Here is an 18,503-nt window from a genome sequence, read left to right as displayed (position 1 = left end):
CACGACCACACGGCGCGTCACGTCACGCATGCGCCGCCCCGACGAGCCCGGCGACGGTGAGATCGCGCTCGGCGAGGAAACCGGCAAGCCCGTCCCGCAGCGTCACCCCGGCGCGTGGATCGCGGAAGAGCGCCGAACCCACCTGGACGGCCGAAGCTCCCGCGGCGAGCGCCTGCACGACGGCGTCGAGGCTCGCGATACCTCCCCCGGCGATGATGGGTGCCGTCGGCAACCGACCGGCCACCATGGCGGCCTTCACCTCGAACACGCCACCGACCGTCAGCGGCAGCAACGCCGGCCCGGCCATCGCAGCACGGGTGCCCGCGCGCGGGCGCAGCGTCGTCACGTCGATGCTGGAGGCGACCGGAGCGTGCCCGAGCACGAGTGCGTCAGCACCCGACTTGAGGCAGGCGCGCGACAACTCGACGAGGTCGGTACCGAGCGTCAGCTTCGCCGCGAGCATGACGTTGCGCGGCAGGTGCTCCCGCACGCGCGCGATCACCTTCGTCACTGCGTACTCGTCGCCGGCGAACGCTCGCCCGTTGTTCGCCTCGTTGGCGACCGAGAGATTGACCTCGACGCCGAGCACCCCACGCAGCGCCGTCCGTCGCCGTACGGCCGCGGCCGCGTCGGCGAAGTCGCCGCTCGTCGCACCCGCGATGGAGACGATGACGGGTGTCGGCGCCGTCACCTCCCACGGCAGACGCGTCGCGCTGAGCGAGTTCGCGCCGACGTTGGGCGTGTCGTGCGGGTGCACGATCCCTGACGGCGATTCGACGATGACGCGTTCGCGCGACGCGTCCTGCGCCTCCACCGTCAGCGACGGCGTGACGAGCGCACCGAACGCGCCGAGCCCACCCCAGCGCACGAGTTCGTGCCCGTACCCCGCACACCCAGAAGCCGCGATGAAGGGTGAGTCGAGCTTGTTCAACCCCAGCGTCGTCGAGAGTGCCCCGCTCATGCCGAGACCTCGAGCAACTGCGCCCACGCCATCCGATCGGCGGGCAGGACGGGCCCTTCGGTGCAGCAACGCACGGGCGTCACCTCCCCGGCCGCGTTCGCGACGGGCAGCGCGCACGCCCTGCACAACCCGGTTCCACAGGGCATCGGCACGCCGAACGCGGCCTGCACGGGAACCGAATGCCGTTGCGCCGCAGCGGTGATCGCGGCCAAGGACGTCACGTCGCCACTCGCATACACGAGGGCCGTCTCGTGCTGACGCAGCGTCGCATCCAGCGCCACCTGCATGCGGTACGCGAGGTCCTCCCCCGCGCCCGCGTCGGGCACCACCGTCGTGACGCTGCCGACGAGCCGTCGCGCCTCGATGACGCCGAGGAGCCGACGCTCGTCCTCACCGCCGATGACGACCCGCGGTACCTGGCAGCCCGCGCGGCGCAGCGTCTCGACGAGCCACCCCGTCGACGCCGCGCCCGCCCCGACCGCTGCGACGACGACGGGCACCGGGTTCGTCGGAATCGGGAAACCGCGTCCGAGCGGGCCGAGGATGCTCACCTCGTCGTGCAGGCGCCGCGCAGCCAGCCACGCCGAACCGGCGTCCGCATCGGGGTCGACGACGACCTCGACGGTGCCGCCGTACGTGCCGCTCGGCGTCACCGAGCGAAGCGGCAGGGCACGGCGCGTCACGATGGCGGAGGCGTCATCCCCGACGGCGAGCGAGACGAGCTGCCCCGGTCGCGCGAGTTCGGCGATGCCCGCCGCGACGAACGTGTGCGCGACGAACGCGCCGACACGTCGCGTCGAGATGAGTTCACCGGTGACGGCGACGACGTCCTTGGGCTCTCGGGAGCCACTCACGGCACCCTCGTCACCCGAGGTCGTCGCAGCCGTCACCGGCGTCGATCCGGCGATGTCGACCTGCCTCAGCGCGTGCCGTACATGTCGAGGCCGCGTGCGTGCTCCTGCAGCGACTTCACCGCGTACGAGCCGTGCATGCTGGCCTCGATGGCCTGCACGGCGGCCGCGAGCTCCTGCACCGTCGTGAGGATCGGCGCGTTCATCGACGTCCCTGCCGCGCGGATCGCGTAGCCGTCAGCGCGTGCATCCGACCCGGACGGCGTGTTGACGATCATCGCGACCTCGCCGTCGAGGATCTGCGACACGATCGTCTTCTCCCCGTCCGGCCCGGGGCCTTCGGAGTGCTTGCGCACCACGGTCGAGGCGATTCCGTTGCGGCGCAGCACATCCGACGTCCCGGGCGTCGCGAGGATCTCGAAGCCGAGGTCGACGAGACGCTTGATCGGGAACAGCATCGCGCGCTTGTCGCGGTTCGCGCACGAGACGAACACGGTGCCTGACGTCGGCAGCCCCTGCCCTGCGCCGAGCTGCGCCTTGGCGAACGACGTGGCGAAGTCGGCGTCGATGCCCATGACCTCACCCGTGGAGCGCATCTCCGGCCCGAGCAGCGAGTCGACGACCTGCCCCTCGGCGGTGCGGAAGCGCTGGAAGGGCAGCACGGCCTCCTTGACCGCGACGGGCGCGTCCATCGGCAGCTTCGCGCCGTCGCCGCTCGGCGGTAGCAGCCCTTCGGTGCGCAGGTCGGCGATCGAGGCGCCGAGCATGACGCGCGCCGCGGCCTTCGCGAGCGGCACAGACGTCGCCTTCGCGACGAACGGGACGGTGCGCGAGGCACGCGGGTTGGCCTCGAGGACGTAGAGCACGTCTTGCGCGAGCGCGAACTGCACGTTCATCAGGCCGCGCACGCCGATGCCCTGCGCGAGCGCCAGCGTCGAGGCGCGCACGCGCTCGAGCTCTTCGGTGCCGAGGGTCGCGGGCGGCAGGACGCACGCGGAGTCACCGGAGTGGATGCCGGCCTCCTCGACGTGCTCCATGATGCCGCCGAGGTACATGTCCTCGCCGTCGAAGAGCGCGTCGACGTCGATCTCGATCGCCTCGTCGAGGAAGCGGTCCACGAGCACGGGGTGCTCCGGCGACGCCGTCGTCGCGCGCGTGACGTAGCCGCGCAGCGTCTCGTCGTCGTAGACGATCTCCATGCCGCGCCCGCCGAGCACGTAGCTCGGGCGCACGAGCACGGGGTAGCCGATCTCGCGGGCGACCTCGATGGCCTCCTCGGCCGAGAAGGCGATGCCGTGACGCGGCGCGGGCAGCTTCGCGTCGGCGAGCACGCGCCCGAACGCGCCGCGGTCCTCCGCCAGGTCGATGGCCTCCGGCGAGGTGCCGACGATCGGCACCCCCTCGTCCTTGAGCGCCTTCGCGAGCCCGAGCGGCGTCTGACCGCCCAGCTGGACGATGACGCCCGCGATCGGGCCGGCCTCGCTCTCGGCGTGGACGACCTCGAGCACGTCCTCGAGCGTCAGCGGCTCGAAGTACAGGCGCGAGCTCGTGTCGTAGTCCGTCGAGACGGTCTCGGGGTTGCAGTTGACCATGATCGTGTCGTACCCGGCGTCACGCAGCGCGAACGAGGCGTGCACGCACGAGTAGTCGAACTCGATGCCCTGACCGATGCGGTTCGGGCCCGATCCGAGGATGATGACGGCCGGCTTCTCGCGCGACAGCACCTCGCTCTCCTCGTCGTAGGAGGAGTAGTAGTACGGCGTCTGGGCGGCGAACTCGGCGGCGCACGTGTCGACCGTCTTGTAGACCGGGCGCACGCCGAGGGCATGACGCACGCCGCGCACGACGTCCTGCTTCATGCCCGTCAGCTGCGCGATCTGGGCGTCGGAGAAACCGTGCTTCTTCGCCAGGCGCAGCAGGTCGGGCGTCAGCTGGGGCGCCGCCGCGATCTCGGACGCGACGTCGTTGATGAGCTGCATCTGGTCGAGGAACCACGGGTCGATCTTCGTCGCCTCGTGCACCTCCTCGACGCTGAGGCCCGCGCGCAGCGCCTGCTGCACGAGGACGATGCGTCCGTCCGTCGGCTGCTTGGAGCGCTCGAGGATCTCGAGTGCCTCGTCGCGGCTCGTCACCTCGCTCGCCGGATCCCAGTGGAACTGGCCGTCGCTGCGTTCGATCGAGCGCAGCGCCTTCTGCAGCGCCTCGGTGAAGTTGCGGCCCAGCGCCATCGCCTCGCCGACGGACTTCATCGTCGTCGTCAGCGTGCGGTCGGCGGCGGGGAACTTCTCGAACGCGAAGCGCGGCACCTTGACGACGATGTAATCGAGCGTCGGCTCGAAGCTCGCCGGGGTCTCGGCGGTGATGTCGTTCGGCACCTCGTCGAGCGAGTAACCGATGGCCATCTTCGCGGCGATCTTCGCGATCGGGAAGCCGGTCGCCTTCGACGCGAGCGCCGAGGAACGCGACACGCGCGGGTTCATCTCGATGACGATCATGCGCCCGTCGGCCGGGTTGATGGCGAACTGGATGTTGCAGCCACCGGTGTCGACGCCGACCTCGCGGATGACGGCGATGCCGACGTCGCGCATGCGCTGGTACTCGCGGTCGGTGAGCGTCAGAGCGGGAGCCACGGTGATCGAGTCACCGGTGTGCACGCCCATCGGGTCGAAGTTCTCGATCGAGCAGACGACGACGACGTTGTCGGCGTGGTCGCGCATGACCTCGAGCTCGTACTCCTTCCACCCGAGGATCGACTCCTCGAGCAGCACCTCGGTCACGGGGCTCGCCTGCAGGCCCGCGCCGGCCATGCGGCGCAGATCGGTCTCGTCGTAGGCGAAGCCGGAACCGAGGCCGCCCATCGTGAACGACGGGCGCACGACGACGGGGTAGCCGAGGTCGTCGGCGGCGGCGAGCACCTCGTCCATCGTGTGGCAGATGTGGCTCTTGGCCGATTCGGCGCCACAGCGCTCGACGACGCCCTTGAACTTCTCACGGTCCTCGCCGAGCTCGATCGCCTCGACGTTGGCGCCGATGAGCGGGCAGCCGTACTTCTCGAGGACGCCGTTCTTGTGCAGCGCGATCGCGGTGTTGAGCGCGGTCTGACCACCGAGGGTCGCGAGCACCGCGTCCGGGCGCTCCTTGGCGATGATCGATTCCACGATCTCCGGCGTGATCGGCTCGACGTACGTGACGTCGGCCGTCTCCGGGTCGGTCATGATCGTCGCCGGGTTCGAGTTGACGAGGATGACGCGCAGGCCCTCCTCGCGCAGGACGCGGCAGGCCTGCGTCCCCGAGTAGTCGAACTCGGCGGCCTGACCGATGACGATCGGGCCGGAGCCGATGACGAGGACGCTCTTGATGTCGGTGTTCTTGGGCATCAGGCGTTCACCTTCTGGTTGTCGCTCATCATCTCGACGAAGCGGTCGAACAGGTACGCCGCGTCGTGCGGGCCGGCCGCGGCTTCGGGGTGGTACTGGACGGAGAACGCCGGGATGTCGAGGCAACGCAGGCCTTCGACGACGTCGTCGTTGAGGCACACGTGCGAGACCTCGACGCGCCCGAAGCTCGTGCCGTGTTCGGCGTCGCTGGGCGCCTGCGTCGATCCCTCGATCGGGGCGTCGACGGCGAAGCCGTGGTTCTGCGCGGTGATCTCGACGGTGCCGCTCGCCTTGTCGAGCACCGGCACGTTGATGCCGCGGTGGCCGTACTTCAGCTTGTACGTGCCGAACCCGAGCGCGCGCCCGAGCAGCTGGTTGCCGAAGCAGATGCCGAAGTACGGGATGCCGGCCGCGAGCACGTCGCGCAGCAGCTCGACCTGCGGCGCCGTCGCCGGGTCGCCGGGGCCGTTCGAGAAGAACACGCCGTCGGGGTTGATCGCCGTGATGTCGTCGAGCGCCACCGTCGCCGGCAGCACGTGCACCTCGATGCCACGCTCGCTCATCATCCGCGGCGTGTTCGACTTGATACCGAGGTCGACGGCCGCGACGGTGAACTTCTTCTCACCCTTCGCCTCGACGACGTATGCCTCCTTCGTCGCGACCTCGGATGCGAGCTCGGAGCCCTCCATCTGCGGGGCGTTCTTCACCGCGTCGAGCAGGTCGGCGTCGCTGTTCGCGGCGTCCGCACCCGAGAACACACCGACGCGCATCGCGCCGCGCTCGCGCAGGTGGCGCGTCAGGGCGCGTGTGTCGATGTCGCAGATACCGACGATGCCCTGCTCGGCGAGGTCGTCCTCGAGGGTGCGCACCGAGCGCCAGTTCGACGGGCGGATGGCGGGGTCGCGCACGACGTAGCCGGCCACCCAGATCTTGCCCGACTCGTAGTCCTCGTCGTTCATGCCCGTGTTGCCGACGTGCGGGGCCGTCATGACGACGACCTGCTTGTGGTAGCTCGGGTCCGTCAGCGTCTCCTGGTAGCCGGACATGCCGGTCGAGAACACGGCCTCACCGAACGTCGTGCCGATCGCGCCGTAGCTGCGGCCGCGGAAGATGCGTCCGTCCTCGAGGACGAGGCAGGCCGGTTCGCGCGAGACGAACGCACTGGCGCGCTTCGTCGTGGCGGGGGTGGTGTCGTTCACTGCTGAACCTCTCCGTCGTGGAAGGTGCGACGTCCGCGCAGGTACGTCGAGACCACAGCGCCCTCGAGCGTGTGGCCGTGCCAGGGGTTGTTGCGGGAAAGCGACTTCGAGTCGTCCTTGTTCACCGTGACGGTGACGGACGGGTCGAAGAGCGTGATGTTGGCGGGTGCGCCGGCGACGAGGCCCTGGCCGTGCGAGCCCAGCCGGGCGATCGCGGCGGGCTTCGTCGACATCGCATCGGCGACCTGTTGCCACGTCATGCGGCCCGTGGCGACCATCGTCGTGTGGACGACGGCGAGCGCCTGCTCGAGGCCGAGCATGCCGAACACGGCGTCCGCGAACGCGTGCTCCTTGTCGTGGCGCGCGTGCGGCGCGTGGTCGGTCGCGACGATGTCGATCGTGCCGTCGGCGAGCGCCTCGCGCACGGCCTCGATGTCCTCGCTCGGGCGTAGCGGCGGGTTGACCTTGTAGACCGGGTCGTAGCTCTCGACGAGGTCCGTCGGCAGCATGAGGTGGTGTGGGGTGGCCTCCGCGGTCACGGCGATGCCGAGCGACTTCGCCCAGCGCAGCACCTCGACGGTGCCCGCCGTCGACGCGTGCGCGACGTGGACGCGGCTGCCGGTGTGGCGCGCGAGCATGACGTCACGCGCGACGATGACCTCCTCCGCGACGCCGGGCCAGCCTGGCAGGCCGAGGCGTCCGGAGATCTCACCCTCGTGGCAGCAGGCCTGGCCGTCCGCGAGGTTCGGGTCCTGCGCATGCTGGCTGACGACGCCGTCGAACGCCTTGACGTACTCGAGCGCGCGACGCATGAGGCGGCTGTCGTGCACGCACTTGCCGTCGTCGGAGAAGACCCGGACGGCGGCGCGCGAGCGGGCCATGAGGCCGAGCTCGGCGAGTTCCTCGCCGGCGAGGTTCTTCGTCACGGCGCCGATGGGGTGGACGTCGACGAGCCCGACGCGCTCCCCCAGCTCGGCGATGCGCTCCGCGGCCTCGGCGGTGTCCGTCGCGGGGTTCGTGTTGGCCATCGCGAAGACGGACGTGAAGCCGCCGGCTGCGGCAGCCGCCGAACCCGTCGCGATCGTCTCGGCGTCCTCGCGGCCCGGTTCGCGCAGGTGGGTGTGGAGGTCGACGAGGCCGGGCAGCGCGACGAGTCCGTCTGCGTCGACGCGCGTCGCGCCGGCGGCGTCGAGGTTCGTACCGATCTCGGCGATGGCGCCGTCACGCACGAGGATGTCGGCCGCGCCGGTGCCGACGACGTCGGCGCCGGTGATGAGAACGGGGCCTGCGTGGTCGCTCATGCCTGAGCTCCTTCCGTCGAGTTCGAGGCGAGCAGGTGGTACAGGACGCTCATGCGCACGGCGACACCGGCGCTCACCTGGTCGAGCACCCTCGAGCGTGCTTCATCGGCGGCGTCGGGGCTGATCTCGAGGCCGCGGTTCATCGGGCCCGGGTGGCAGATGACGGCATGCTGCGGCAGCAGCGCGAGGCGGTCGCGCGTCAGGCCGTACCCGACGGTGTACTCGCGCGGCGTCGGGAAGTAGCCGCCGGACATGCGTTCGCGCTGCACGCGCAGCATCATGACGGCGTCGACGTGCGGCAGCACCGCGTCGAGGTCGTAGCTGACGTCGAAGCCGTCGCGCGCAGCCCAGGCGGCGATGCCGGACGGCATGAGCGTCGGCGGCGCGACGAGCGTGACGTGCGCGCCGAGGGTCTTGAGCAGGATGAGGTTGGAGCGCACGACGCGACTGTGCGTGAGGTCACCGACGATCGCGACGTGCTTGCCCTCGAGCGTGCCGAGCTGCGCCTGCATCGTGTAGGCGTCGAGCAGCGCCTGCGTCGGGTGCTCGTGGGTGCCGTCGCCGGCGTTGACCACCATGCAGTCGACCCACTGGCTCACCTGCAGCGGCGCCCCGCTGCGGTTGTGGCGGATGACGAGGCCATCGACGCCCATGGCCGCGACCGTCATCACGGTGTCGCGTAGCGACTCGCCCTTGCTGACGCTCGAGCCCTTCGCACTGACGTTGATGACGTCCGCAGACAGCCATTTCCCGGCGATCTCGAAGGAGCTGCGGGTGCGCGTCGAGTCCTCGAAGAACAGGTTGACGACGGTGCGTCCGCGCAGCGCGGGCAGTTTCTTGACCTCGCGGTTCTGCACGTCGTGCATGGCGGCGGCCGTCTCGAGGATCATCTCGGCGTCGTCGTGGGTGAGGTCGGCGGCCGACAGCAGGTGCTTCACGACGCGTCCTTTCGCTGCTGCGGCGCGGCGGGGCCGCTGATGCGCACCTCGTCGCTGCCGTCGGTCTCGGCGACGCGCACGCGCACGTGCTCGCTCGTCGCCGTCGGCAGGTTCTTGCCGACGTGGTCAGCGCGGATCGGCAGTTCGCGGTGGCCGCGGTCGACGAGGACGGCGAGGCGGACGGCCTTGGGGCGCCCGAGGTCGCCGAGCGCATCGAGGGCGGCGCGCACGGTGCGTCCGGAGAAGAGCACGTCGTCGACGAGGACGATGGTTCGCCCATCGATGCCGGCTGCGGGGATGTCGCTCTGATGCGCCACGCGGGCGGGGTTGGCACGCAGGTCATCGCGGTACATCGTGACGTCGAGCGTGCCGACGGGGATGTCGATGCCTTCGACGTCCTTGAGCGCGTCGGCCAGGCGGCGGGCGAGGTGCGCGCCACGCGTCGGGATGCCAAGCAGGACGAGGTCGTCCGCGCCCTTGTTGCGTTCGAGGATCTCGTGAGAGATGCGGCGCAGAGCGCGACCGATCTCGGGGGCCGACAGGACCACGCGGCCGTCGTCAGGAGTGGTTCGTGATGTCGAGACGTCCCCGTCACCGGGTACGCCGAGAGCGTCGCGCGTCATGCGCAGGCCTCCTTCGCCGCCTCACAGGACGGATCGTTAAAGGATGATTCCGCTGCCCACCTTATCGCGCCTCGCCGGCCACGCCTGACCGGCGTCGTCCTGTTGGGACCCCGGCACTCGGCCTGGTGACCTGCTCTTGGCAGTCTCCGAGGTCGGACACCGTGAATGAGCGTTCAGAACTCGACGAAGCGCGCCGCGTCGTCACGGGCCGGGACGGGCAGGTCATCGATGCCGCCGTGCCGCAGCGCTGCTTCTCGCGACGCGGCCCCGATGTTGTCTAGCTCCAGCGACTGGACGAGCCGGTCGAACTCGCGCGGATGCGTCAGCCGCAGCACGGGCACCCCCTCCGGCGCAGCCTCCCAACGGCGCATGCGCTCGCGTTTGCGCGCGAACGATGAGAAGTGCCACCGCACGATTGAGTTGCGCGAGAACAGCTGTCGCACGTTCTCCGTGTTCCCGTTGCACACGGGCGTGCGAGTGGTGAGGCGATGGACGCAGCGGCGCACGAGGCGGGAGAGGGTGAGGGCACGCGAGTAGTCGAGCGCGATGACGACCTGCGCCCGCTCGAGCATGACGTCCCTCCAGGCGCCGTACGCCGAATCGACGACCCAGCCCTCTGCGCTCGCCATCTGGTGCGCCAGAGCCCGCTGCTCGTCCTGCGGACGCTCGACCCAGCCGGGCAGCCACCCGACCTCGTCGTCGACGAGGTGGACGGGCAGCCCCAGGGCAGCGCCGAGCCGCGCCGCGGCCGTCGACTTGCCCGATCCCGTGACGCCGTACAACAGCACTCGCTGCGCGTGTTCGACATCGGAGAGGGAGGCGACGGGCATGATCCGAGCATATCGGGGCACTCAGGCCCACGCGAGCGACATGACACGACCCACCCGCGCGAACGGGTGGGTCGTGTCATGTGAGTGGTGGACGGGGCCGTCAGTCGACGATGCTCGACTTCACTTCGGACAGCTTGGTCAGCAGACCACCGATGAACTGCGGCGAGTTGTCGGTCGACAGCTCGGTCGCGAGGTTCTTGGCCTCGGAGACGGCGACGCCGTCGGGCACGTCGTCGACGTAGAGCACCTCGTAGGCCGCGACGCGCAGCAGGGCGCGGTCGACGGCAGGCATGCGATCGAGCGTCCAACCGCGTGCGTACGTCTCGAGCGCTTCGTTGATCGTGCGCCAGTGGTCGACGACGCCGCGCACGAGCACCGCGGTGTACTCCGGCAACGGAGCCGGCGTCACGGGCGCGAGGACGCGCTCGTCGAGCAGGTCCTTCGCGTTGATCTCACGCTGCTCGGCTTCGAACAACAGGTCGAGGGCGCGCTTGCGCGCCTTGGTGCGAGCACCCATCGATCAGGAGACGCGGCCGAGGTAGGAGCCGTCGCGCGTGTCGACCTTGACCTTCGTGCCCTGCTCGAGGAACAGCGGCACCTGGATCTCGGCGCCCGTCTCGAGCGTCGCGGGCTTCGTCCCACCGGTGGAGCGGTCGCCCTGCAGGCCCGGCTCGGTGTGCGTGATCTCCAGGACGACGGACGCAGGCAGCTCGACGTAGAGGACGGTGCCGTCGTTCTGCGCGACGATCGCCTCTTGGTTCTCGAGCAGGAAGTTCGCGGCGTCACCGACGGCGGTGGCCGGGATGTTGATCTGGTCGTACGTCTTCGTGTCCATGAACACGTAGTCGTCGCCGTCCTTGTAGAGGTACTGCATGTCGGAGCGGTCGACGTTGGCCGTCTCGACCTTGACGCCGGCGTTGAACGTCTTGTCGACGATCTTGCCGCTCATGACGTTCTTGAGCTTCGTGCGGACGAAGGCCGGGCCCTTGCCGGGCTTGACGTGCTGGAACTCGACGACGGACCACAGCCCGTTGTCGATCTTGAGAACCATGCCGTTCTTGAGGTCGTTCGTGCTCGCCATGGAGATCCGCCTTCGTTCATCGGGCAGCGCCAGGGCTCGTCGGCCCCGTGAACGCGCACCCGGGTGATGCCGCTGCGGACGGTGATCCGCGCGGCCGGTCAACAATCGCCCGCGCAGGCGCACGGGCATCAAAATCAAGTCTATCGTGTGAGCGCACCTCCCCCGATCGACGTTCCACACCTGCGCGTGATGCATTTCACGTCGAGCCTCGCCATACTTGGCGCATGAAGTGGACTCGCCTCGTAGCCGCCCTGCCCGCACTCGGCACGGCCGGTGTCGCCGCCTACGACCTCACGCAGAAGAACCACTCGCTGCTGCGCAACTTCCCCGTCCTCGGCCACGCGCGCTACGCGATCGAGCTGATCGGCCCCGAGATGCGGCAGTACATCGTCGCCGGCAACGACGAGGAGCGCCCGTTCAGCCGCGACCAGCGCGCCTGGATCTACCGCTCGGCCAAGGGCGTCAACAACTACGTCGGCTTCGGCACCGACAACGACCTCGAGTGCAACGAGGGCTACCCGATCGTCAAGCACCGCACGTTCGCGCAGTCGCATGCCGCGGAGACCGACGACCACGCCATCCCCTGTGCGAAGGTGCTCGGCGGCGCCCGCGGACGCGCCAAGGCGTTCCGTCCGCGCTCGGTCGTCAACGTCTCCGCGATGAGCTTCGGCTCGCTCTCCGGCGCGGCGATCACCGCGCTCAACAAGGGCGTCGCACTCGCCGGGGCGATGCACAACACCGGCGAGGGCGGGTTGTCCACCTATCACCGAAGCGGCGGCGACCTCATCCTGCAGATCGGCACCGGCTACTTCGGCTGCCGTGCCGAAGACGGCCACTTGGACCTCGACAAGCTCGTCACCGTCGTCGAGTCGGCGCCCGTCAGGGCCATCGAGATCAAGCTCTCCCAAGGCGCCAAACCGGGCCTCGGCGGCGTCCTGCCCGGCGCGAAGGTGACGAAGGAGATCGCCGACATCCGCGGCGTCCCGCAGGGCGAGACCGTCGTCTCGCCGTCACGGCACACCGCGTTCCACGACATCGACTCGATGCTCGACCTCGTCGAGACGATCGCCGAGCGCACCGGCCTGCCCGTGGGCATCAAGTCGGCCGTCGGCGAGATGGGTTTCTGGCAGCAGCTGACGGCAGCGATGTCGAGCGTCGACGGCCCGCGCCGCGGAGTCGACTTCGTGACGATCGACGGCGGCGAGGGTGGCACGGGTGCGGCGCCCGTCGTGTTCTCCGACTCGGTCGCGCTCCCCTGGGCCGTCGGCTTCTCGCGCGTCTACGCCCTGTTTGCGGAGGCCGGCCTCACCGACGACGTCGTGTTCATCGCCTCCGGCAAGCTCGGCCTGCCGATCACGGCGGCGCAGGCGTTCGCGATGGGGGCTGACATGATCAACGTCGCGCGCGAGGCGATGCTGTCGATCGGCTGCCTGCAGACGCAGAAGTGCCACGAGGACACCTGCCCGACGGGCGTCGCGACGCAGAACGCGTGGCTCGCGCACGGCCTCGACCCCGAGCTCAAGAAGGTGCGCCTCGCGAACTATCTCGTCGCGCTGCGCAAGGACCTGCTGAAGATCAGTGACGCCGTCGGCGTCGCGCACCCCGGTCTGCTGACGCCCGACGACGTCGAACTGCTCGACGGGATGCGCAAGGGCACCGGCCTCGCCGACGTCTTCGGCTACCAGCCCGACTGGGGGCGCCTCGGCGACGAACTGGCGCGCGAGATCACCGACATCATGGTCGCCGGCGACTTCGAGAACGCCGGCACCGCCGCCGGTGACCGCGAGACGGCGAAGAAGGAGCAGCCGACGCGCTGAACGGTGCGTCTCAGCCAGTCACCGCGTCGAAGGCTGCGCGCAGCTGCTCGCGCGTCGGGCCTTCGAGGCGGTGGACGTCGCCGATGCCGTTCAGGACGACGAAGCGCAGCGTCGTGCCGCGCGTCTTCTTGTCACGCCCCATGACGGTGAGCATCTCGTCGAAGTCACCGCCCGCGTACGTCGTCGGCAGCCCGAGCGAGGTGATGACGGCGCGCTGCCGCTCCACATCGTTGCGCCCGAGCACGCCTGCCGCGCAGGCCAGTTCGGCGGCGAACACGCAGCCGACGGCGACGGCGTCACCGTGGCGCCAGGTGTAGTTCTCGCGCTGCTCGATGGCGTGCGCGAACGTGTGGCCGTAGTTGAGGATCTCGCGCAGGTTCGATTCCTTGAGGTCGGCCGCCACGACCGAGGCCTTGACGCTGATGGCCCGCTCGACGAGTTCGACGAGCTGCGGGCTCGTCACGTCGAGGCATGCAGCCGGGTCGGCCTCGACGAGTTCGAGGATCCGCTCGTCGCGGATGAAACCGCACTTGACGACCTCCGCGAGCCCGGCCGCGACGTCGCGTTCGGGTAGCGTCCGCACCGTGGCGAGGTCGGCGAACACGGCGAGCGGCTCGTGGAACGCGCCGACGAGGTTCTTGCCCTCGGCGATGTTGATGCCGGTCTTGCCGCCGACCGCCGCGTCGACCATCGCGAGCACCGTCGTCGGCACCTGGATGACGCCCACGCCGCGCAGCCACGACGCGGCAACCCAGCCGGCGAGGTCGGTCACCGCTCCCCCGCCGACGCCGACGACGACGTCGGTGCGCGTGAAGCCGGCTCGCGCCATGACACCCCACAGGCGCGCGCTCACCTCGATCGTCTTGGCAGCCTCGCCGTCGGGCACGACCTCGCGCACGACGGCGATGCCGCGGCCACGCAGCGCTTCTTCGACGCGGTCGGCAATCGCCGTCACAGCCGCCTGCTCGACGATCAGTGCCCGCGCCACCCCGGCCGGGACGGCGCCCGCGAGGTCTTGCAGCACCCCCTCGCCGATGTGCACGGCATACGCGGTTCCCACACTGATGATGCTCATGGCGTCTCTCCTTCGTCGCGGCGCGTCCGGCCGCCTCGTGTGGCCCCGAGGATGCGTCGTCGCGCGATCGTCGCCGCCACCGAAGACGGCAACGGGCGCTTTCCACCGGTCGAGACGGGTGTCTCGTGCTCGGCCGCGACGAGCGCCTCGATGATGCGCGTGGCCGACGCACCCGTCGTCCCGCGCGAGGTGTCGACGGTGACCGTCGCGACCTCCTCGTACAGCCGTCGGCGTTCGGCGAAGATGCGCCGCCACGTGTCGATGCCACCGTTCGCGAGGATCGGGCGCGTCACGTCGCCGCGGATGCGGTAGCCGGCGTTGCGTTCGTCGACGGTCAGGTAGACGACGGTGTGCTCGCGCAGCGCCGCCCGCGTCGAGTCGTCGAGCACCGCCCCGCCACCGAGCGCGAGGACTCCGTCGAACGTGCCGAGCTGCTCGGTGATGACGTCGCGCTCGACCTCGCGGAACGCGGCCTCGCCGTGCGTCGCGAAGTAGTCACTGATCGAGCAGCCGAGGCGTTCGACGATGAGCGCGTCGCTGTCGCGCAGTTCGACGCCCCAGCGCGCCGCGAGGGAGCGCCCGACGGACGACTTGCCGGACGCCATCGGCCCGACGAGCACGGCGCGGGGACGCGGGTGGTGGCGCTCGGCGTCAGCCGCTGGCGTCGCTGGCGCGCTCACTCCCACGTCGTGAGCAGATCGGGGATGTTGGCGAGGTAGCTCTCGAGGTTGCGCCGCGTCTCGGCGACCGAGTCTCCACCGAACTTCTCGACGCACGCCTCGGCGAGTACGAGCGCGACCATCGCCTCCGCGACGACGCCAGCCGCCGGAACGGCGCAGACGTCGGAACGCTGGTGGATCGCCGTCGCGGCCTCACCCGTCGCGACGTCGACGGTCGCGAGCGCCCGCGGCACCGTCGAGATGGGCTTCATCGCGGCGCGCACCCGCAGCACGTCACCGGTCGACATGCCGCCCTCGGTGCCACCGGCACGGTTCGACTGGCGACGGATGACGCCGTCGACACCGCGCACCATCTCGTCGTGAGCGGCCGAACCGCGGCGCGCGGCCGTCTTGAACCCGTCACCGATCTCGACACCCTTGATCGCCTGGATGCCCATCATCGCGGCGGCGAGGCGCGCGTCGAGGCGGCGGTCCCAATGTACGTGCGAGCCGAGGCCCGGGGGCAGACCGTAGGCGCAGACCTCGACGACGCCGCCGAGCGTGTCGCCCGCCTTCTTCGCCGCGTCGATCTCGGCGACCATGCGCGCCGAGCCGTCGGCGTCGAGGGTGCGCACGGGGTCGGCGTCGAGGGCCGCGACGTCGTCGGGGTGCGGCAGCGGTGAGTCGTCGGCGACGGCGGCCGTCCCGACGGCGACGGTGTGCGAGACGAGCCGGATGCCGTAGGCCTGCTCGAGGAAGCGCGCGGCGACCTCACCGAGGGCGACGCGCGCCGCGGTCTCGCGCGCGGAGGCGCGTTCGAGGACGGGGCGGGCGTCGGCGAAGCCGTACTTCTGCATGCCGACGAGGTCGGCGTGGCCGGGGCGCGGGCGCGTCAACGGCTTGTTGCGCGCGATCTCCTTCTCGGCGTTGACGTCGTTCGACGCCTCGTACGCGGATGCCTCGACCGGATCGGACGACATGACGGTCTCCCATTTCGGCCATTCGCTGTTGCCGATCTGCAGCGCGAGCGGCGAACCGAGCGTCACGCCGTGACGCAGGCCGCCGACGAACGTCACGACGTCCTGCTCGAACTTCATGCGGGCGCCGCGCCCGTAGCCGAGGCGACGGCGCGCGAGAGCGTCGGAGATGTTCTGCGACGTCACCTCGACGCCGGCGGGCAGCCCCTCGATGACGCCCATGAGGGCCGGGCCGTGCGATTCACCTGCGGTCAACCAACGAAGCATGCGGCCGATCATTTCACGGCGGCGCGCCCGGCCTCCATCATGTCCGCGATGGGGGCAGCGTGGCCGGTGAACAGCTCGAACTGTGCCGCGGCCTGGTGCACGAGCATGTCGAGGCCGCTGACGACGGTCGCACCGCGCGCACTCATCGTGCGGGCGAATGCCGTCGGCCAGTCGGCGTAGACGACGTCGAGGACGAACGGCCCGCCGGCCGCGCCGATGCGCAACGACGGGGCGTCGACGACGCGCGCAGCGAGGGCGTCCGCGCCCCCGGCCGGGGACGTCTGGACGACGAGCAGCGCCATGCCGACCGCCCACGCCGCGTCCTCGTCGTCCTCGCGCACGACGCGGGTGCTCATGCCCAGCGAGCGCGCCAGTGCCAGCGTCTCGGGGCGCGCCTGCGCGCGCACGACGAACATCACCTCGCGCACGCCGAGACGCGACAGAGCGGCGACGACGGAACGTGCCGTCGCGCCCGAGCCGATGACGACGGCGCCCCGGCCACCCGCGCACCCGGCGGCGCGCAGGGCTTCGACGACGCCGTGGACGTCGGTGTTGTCGGCGAACCAACCACCGTCACGCCGCACGAGCGTGTTGGCCGCGCCGACGTCACCAGCGAGCGCCGACGCCTCGTCAGCCACAGCCAACGCCGCTTCCTTGCACGGCATCGTCACCGACAGTCCGACGACATCGTGGTCGAGCCTGGCCACGAATGCGCGCACCTCATCAGCGACGACCTCGGCACGTGCGTACGACCAGTCGTCCAGGCCCGCCGCTCGATACCCCGCCTCGTGCAGCGTAGGCGAGAGCGAATGGTCGATCGGCGAGCCGACGACGAGTGCGCGGGGCATCAGCAGCCGCGTCCGGGGTTGGCCTTGCACCAGGCCTGGAACTTCTTCTCGTTCTCGAGCTGCTGGTCGTAGGTGTCCGCGAACAGCGTCTCGCCCGTGTCGAGGTTGACGGCGACGAAGTACTTCCACGTGCCCGGCGTCGGGTTCGCGGCGGCCTTGATCGCGTCGAGACCGGGGCTGTTGTACGGCGTCGGCGGCAGACCCGCGTGCACGTACGAGTTGTACGGGCTCGGGTTGGCGCGGTCGGCGTCGGTCGTCGTCACCGTGCCGCGCTTGTGGATGACGTAGTGGACGCTCGAGTCCATCTGCAGTTTCATCCCGCTCGACAGGCGGTTGTCGATGACGCGGGCCACCTTGCCGTCGTTCGCCGCGTTGGGCGACTCGGCCTGCACGATGCTGGCCTTCGTCAGCACCTTCTGGATCTGGTCGGCCGGGATGTTGAGCGAGTTGATCTGCTCCTTGGTGTTCGTCACCATCGTCTGCAGCTGCTGCTTCGCCGACATCGACTTGTCGAAGTCGTACGTCGAGGGGAACAGCCAGCCCTCGAGCTTGCCGTTCATCGTGCTCGGCAGGCCGAGCTGCGCGGGCGTCACGGCCTCGTACTCACTGACGGGGTGGCCGGTGCCCTTCGACAGCTTCGCGAAGATCTCGCTCTGCCACAGGCCCTCTTGGATGACGATGCCGCCGCCGACGCGGTTCTTCGGGTCCTGCAGCGCGGAGAGCGCCGAATCGGCGCTCTGCTTCTTCCTGAGTTTGTAGACGCCGGGCGTCAGGTTGACGTTCGGTGACGCCGCCATCGCCTCGACGAAGGCCGACGTCGACTTCGTCACCCCGGCCGCGACGAGGGCTGAACCGATCGTGCTGCCCGCGTCACCCTTGTTGATCTTGACCTCGGCGGTCTCGTTCTCCCCCGTGCCCGAGTAGTCGCCCCCTGAGCTGCTGAACGACGGCAGGCTCAGCCCCAGGGTGCGCCACGCGAAGGATCCGGCGGCGACGACGAGGACGAGCGCGAGCGCCAGGGTCACGAGACCGCGGCGCTTGTTCGGGTTGTAGTCGACCTCGCTGGCGCCGGCTGGGCGGAGAGCCTGGGCCTCGCGTTGCGCATCAGCGCGGGCGCGATGTTCGCGTCGCGACTGCAGCCGTCGCGCCTGTGGCAGCTCTGCCCGAGTGGGTGCGCTGCGTTCGCCGTCACGACGGACGCTCTGGCTGGGGTCGACCTCGTCGTTGCCGCTCCCGAAGAGACGCTCGCGGGGAGAATCAGGCATCGTGGGTGTCACCTTCGCTTGTCCGTCGTCGCGCACGGGGCTTGCGGCCCCCCACCTCGAGGCCGGGCGGCCTTCCGGTGCCACGCTCGGTCTCGAGTGCGGCCTGCAGGATGAGCACGGCGGCCTGCTGGTCGACGTGCTGCCTGTGCTTGCGCCCGGCCACCCCACTGGCGTGGAGCGATTGGTGCGCGGACACAGATGTTAGACGCTCATCGACGAGAATGACGCGAAGCGCGGGCCGAAGACGCTTCAGCGTGTTGGCCCAGGCGCGAGCGGCCTGTGTCGACGCGGTGTCCTCACCCTTCATGTTGAGGGGCAGGCCGACGACGACCTCGAGGGCACGAGCGTCGTCCGCGAGCTCGGCCACGCGCTGCACATCCTTGTCGCTCGCGCTCGCGCGCGCGAGGGTCTCGACGGGCGTCGCCATGATGCCG

Annotated in this window: 17 protein-coding genes; 1 reads left to right on the top strand and 16 read right to left on the bottom strand. The window is 70.1% G+C overall.

Annotated features, from left to right (window positions below):
- Positions 1-22: 22 nt before the first annotated feature.
- From B2284_RS05090 to efp, 10 genes are all read right to left on the bottom strand, one after another.
- Positions 23-961, bottom strand: a complete 939-nt coding sequence (locus B2284_RS05090; protein ID WP_006943806.1) for a dihydroorotate dehydrogenase — start codon at positions 959-961, stop codon at positions 23-25.
- Positions 958-1,815 carry an iron-sulfur cluster-binding protein gene (locus tag B2284_RS05085; protein WP_131941119.1) on the bottom strand — a complete coding sequence of 286 codons (858 nt, stop codon included), beginning with the start codon at positions 1,813-1,815 and terminating at the stop codon, positions 958-960. The genes B2284_RS05090 and B2284_RS05085 overlap by 4 nt, the downstream gene beginning before the upstream one ends.
- Positions 1,816-1,880: 65 nt before the next feature.
- Positions 1,881-5,189 (bottom strand): carbamoyl-phosphate synthase large subunit, encoded by a 3,309-nt coding sequence (carB, locus tag B2284_RS05080; RefSeq protein ID WP_074039458.1) that lies wholly within the window; start codon positions 5,187-5,189, stop codon positions 1,881-1,883.
- Complete coding sequence (gene carA, locus B2284_RS05075) at positions 5,189-6,388, bottom strand: glutamine-hydrolyzing carbamoyl-phosphate synthase small subunit (RefSeq protein ID WP_074039459.1); 1,200 nt, start codon at positions 6,386-6,388, stop codon at positions 5,189-5,191. Before carA ends, carB begins: the two co-directional genes overlap by 1 nt.
- Positions 6,385-7,689 (bottom strand): dihydroorotase, encoded by a 1,305-nt coding sequence (locus B2284_RS05070; protein ID WP_074045234.1) that lies wholly within the window; start codon positions 7,687-7,689, stop codon positions 6,385-6,387. The genes carA and B2284_RS05070 overlap by 4 nt, the downstream gene beginning before the upstream one ends.
- A complete protein-coding gene (locus tag B2284_RS05065) occupies positions 7,686-8,627 on the bottom strand; it encodes an aspartate carbamoyltransferase catalytic subunit (protein ID WP_074039461.1) in 942 nt (313 codons plus the stop codon). The genes B2284_RS05070 and B2284_RS05065 overlap by 4 nt, the downstream gene beginning before the upstream one ends.
- Positions 8,624-9,250, bottom strand: coding sequence for a bifunctional pyr operon transcriptional regulator/uracil phosphoribosyltransferase PyrR (gene pyrR / locus B2284_RS05060; protein ID WP_074039463.1), 627 nt, complete (start codon positions 9,248-9,250; stop codon positions 8,624-8,626). Before pyrR ends, B2284_RS05065 begins: the two co-directional genes overlap by 4 nt.
- 173 nt (positions 9,251-9,423) lie before the next feature.
- Complete coding sequence (locus tag B2284_RS05055) at positions 9,424-10,080, bottom strand: P-loop NTPase family protein (protein ID WP_062258140.1); 657 nt, start codon at positions 10,078-10,080, stop codon at positions 9,424-9,426.
- Between the two features lie 100 nt (positions 10,081-10,180).
- Positions 10,181-10,597 carry a transcription antitermination factor NusB gene (gene nusB / locus B2284_RS05050; protein WP_006943739.1) on the bottom strand — a complete coding sequence of 139 codons (417 nt, stop codon included), beginning with the start codon at positions 10,595-10,597 and terminating at the stop codon, positions 10,181-10,183.
- Positions 10,598-10,600: 3 nt separating this feature from the next.
- Complete coding sequence (gene efp, locus B2284_RS05045; protein WP_006943829.1) at positions 10,601-11,161, bottom strand: elongation factor P; 561 nt, start codon at positions 11,159-11,161, stop codon at positions 10,601-10,603.
- A 224-nt stretch (positions 11,162-11,385) separates the two neighbouring features.
- Here efp and B2284_RS05040 point away from each other — a divergent pair, with 224 nt between their 5' ends.
- Positions 11,386-12,978, top strand: coding sequence for an FMN-binding glutamate synthase family protein (locus B2284_RS05040; RefSeq protein WP_074039469.1), 1,593 nt, complete (start codon positions 11,386-11,388; stop codon positions 12,976-12,978).
- Positions 12,979-12,988: 10 nt separating this feature from the next.
- On the opposite strand, the gene aroB is transcribed toward B2284_RS05040, so the two are convergent.
- The 6 genes from aroB to ruvX form a co-directional block, all read right to left on the bottom strand.
- A complete protein-coding gene (gene aroB, locus B2284_RS05035; RefSeq protein ID WP_074039471.1) occupies positions 12,989-14,053 on the bottom strand; it encodes a 3-dehydroquinate synthase in 1,065 nt (354 codons plus the stop codon).
- A complete protein-coding gene (locus B2284_RS05030; RefSeq protein WP_083603774.1) occupies positions 14,050-14,733 on the bottom strand; it encodes a shikimate kinase in 684 nt (227 codons plus the stop codon). The genes aroB and B2284_RS05030 overlap by 4 nt, the downstream gene beginning before the upstream one ends.
- A complete protein-coding gene (gene aroC, locus B2284_RS05025; protein ID WP_074039571.1) occupies positions 14,730-15,956 on the bottom strand; it encodes a chorismate synthase in 1,227 nt (408 codons plus the stop codon). The genes B2284_RS05030 and aroC overlap by 4 nt, the downstream gene beginning before the upstream one ends.
- 8 nt (positions 15,957-15,964) lie before the next feature.
- Positions 15,965-16,804, bottom strand: a complete 840-nt coding sequence (locus B2284_RS05020) for a shikimate dehydrogenase (RefSeq protein ID WP_074039473.1) — start codon at positions 16,802-16,804, stop codon at positions 15,965-15,967.
- Positions 16,804-18,069 carry an endolytic transglycosylase MltG gene (gene mltG / locus B2284_RS05015; RefSeq protein ID WP_083607116.1) on the bottom strand — a complete coding sequence of 422 codons (1,266 nt, stop codon included), beginning with the start codon at positions 18,067-18,069 and terminating at the stop codon, positions 16,804-16,806. Before mltG ends, B2284_RS05020 begins: the two co-directional genes overlap by 1 nt.
- Positions 18,062-18,503, bottom strand: a 442-nt coding sequence (gene ruvX / locus B2284_RS05010) for a Holliday junction resolvase RuvX (protein WP_286697264.1), incomplete at its 5' end; no start/stop codon positions are given. The genes ruvX and mltG, both read right to left, overlap by 8 nt.

It is taken from the genome of Dermacoccus sp. UBA1591, assembly GCF_002322065.1.
In the GTDB taxonomy this organism is placed as follows: Bacteria; Actinomycetota; Actinomycetes; order Actinomycetales; family Dermatophilaceae; genus Dermacoccus; species Dermacoccus nishinomiyaensis.
This window is presented reverse-complemented; position numbering and strand designations above follow the sequence as displayed.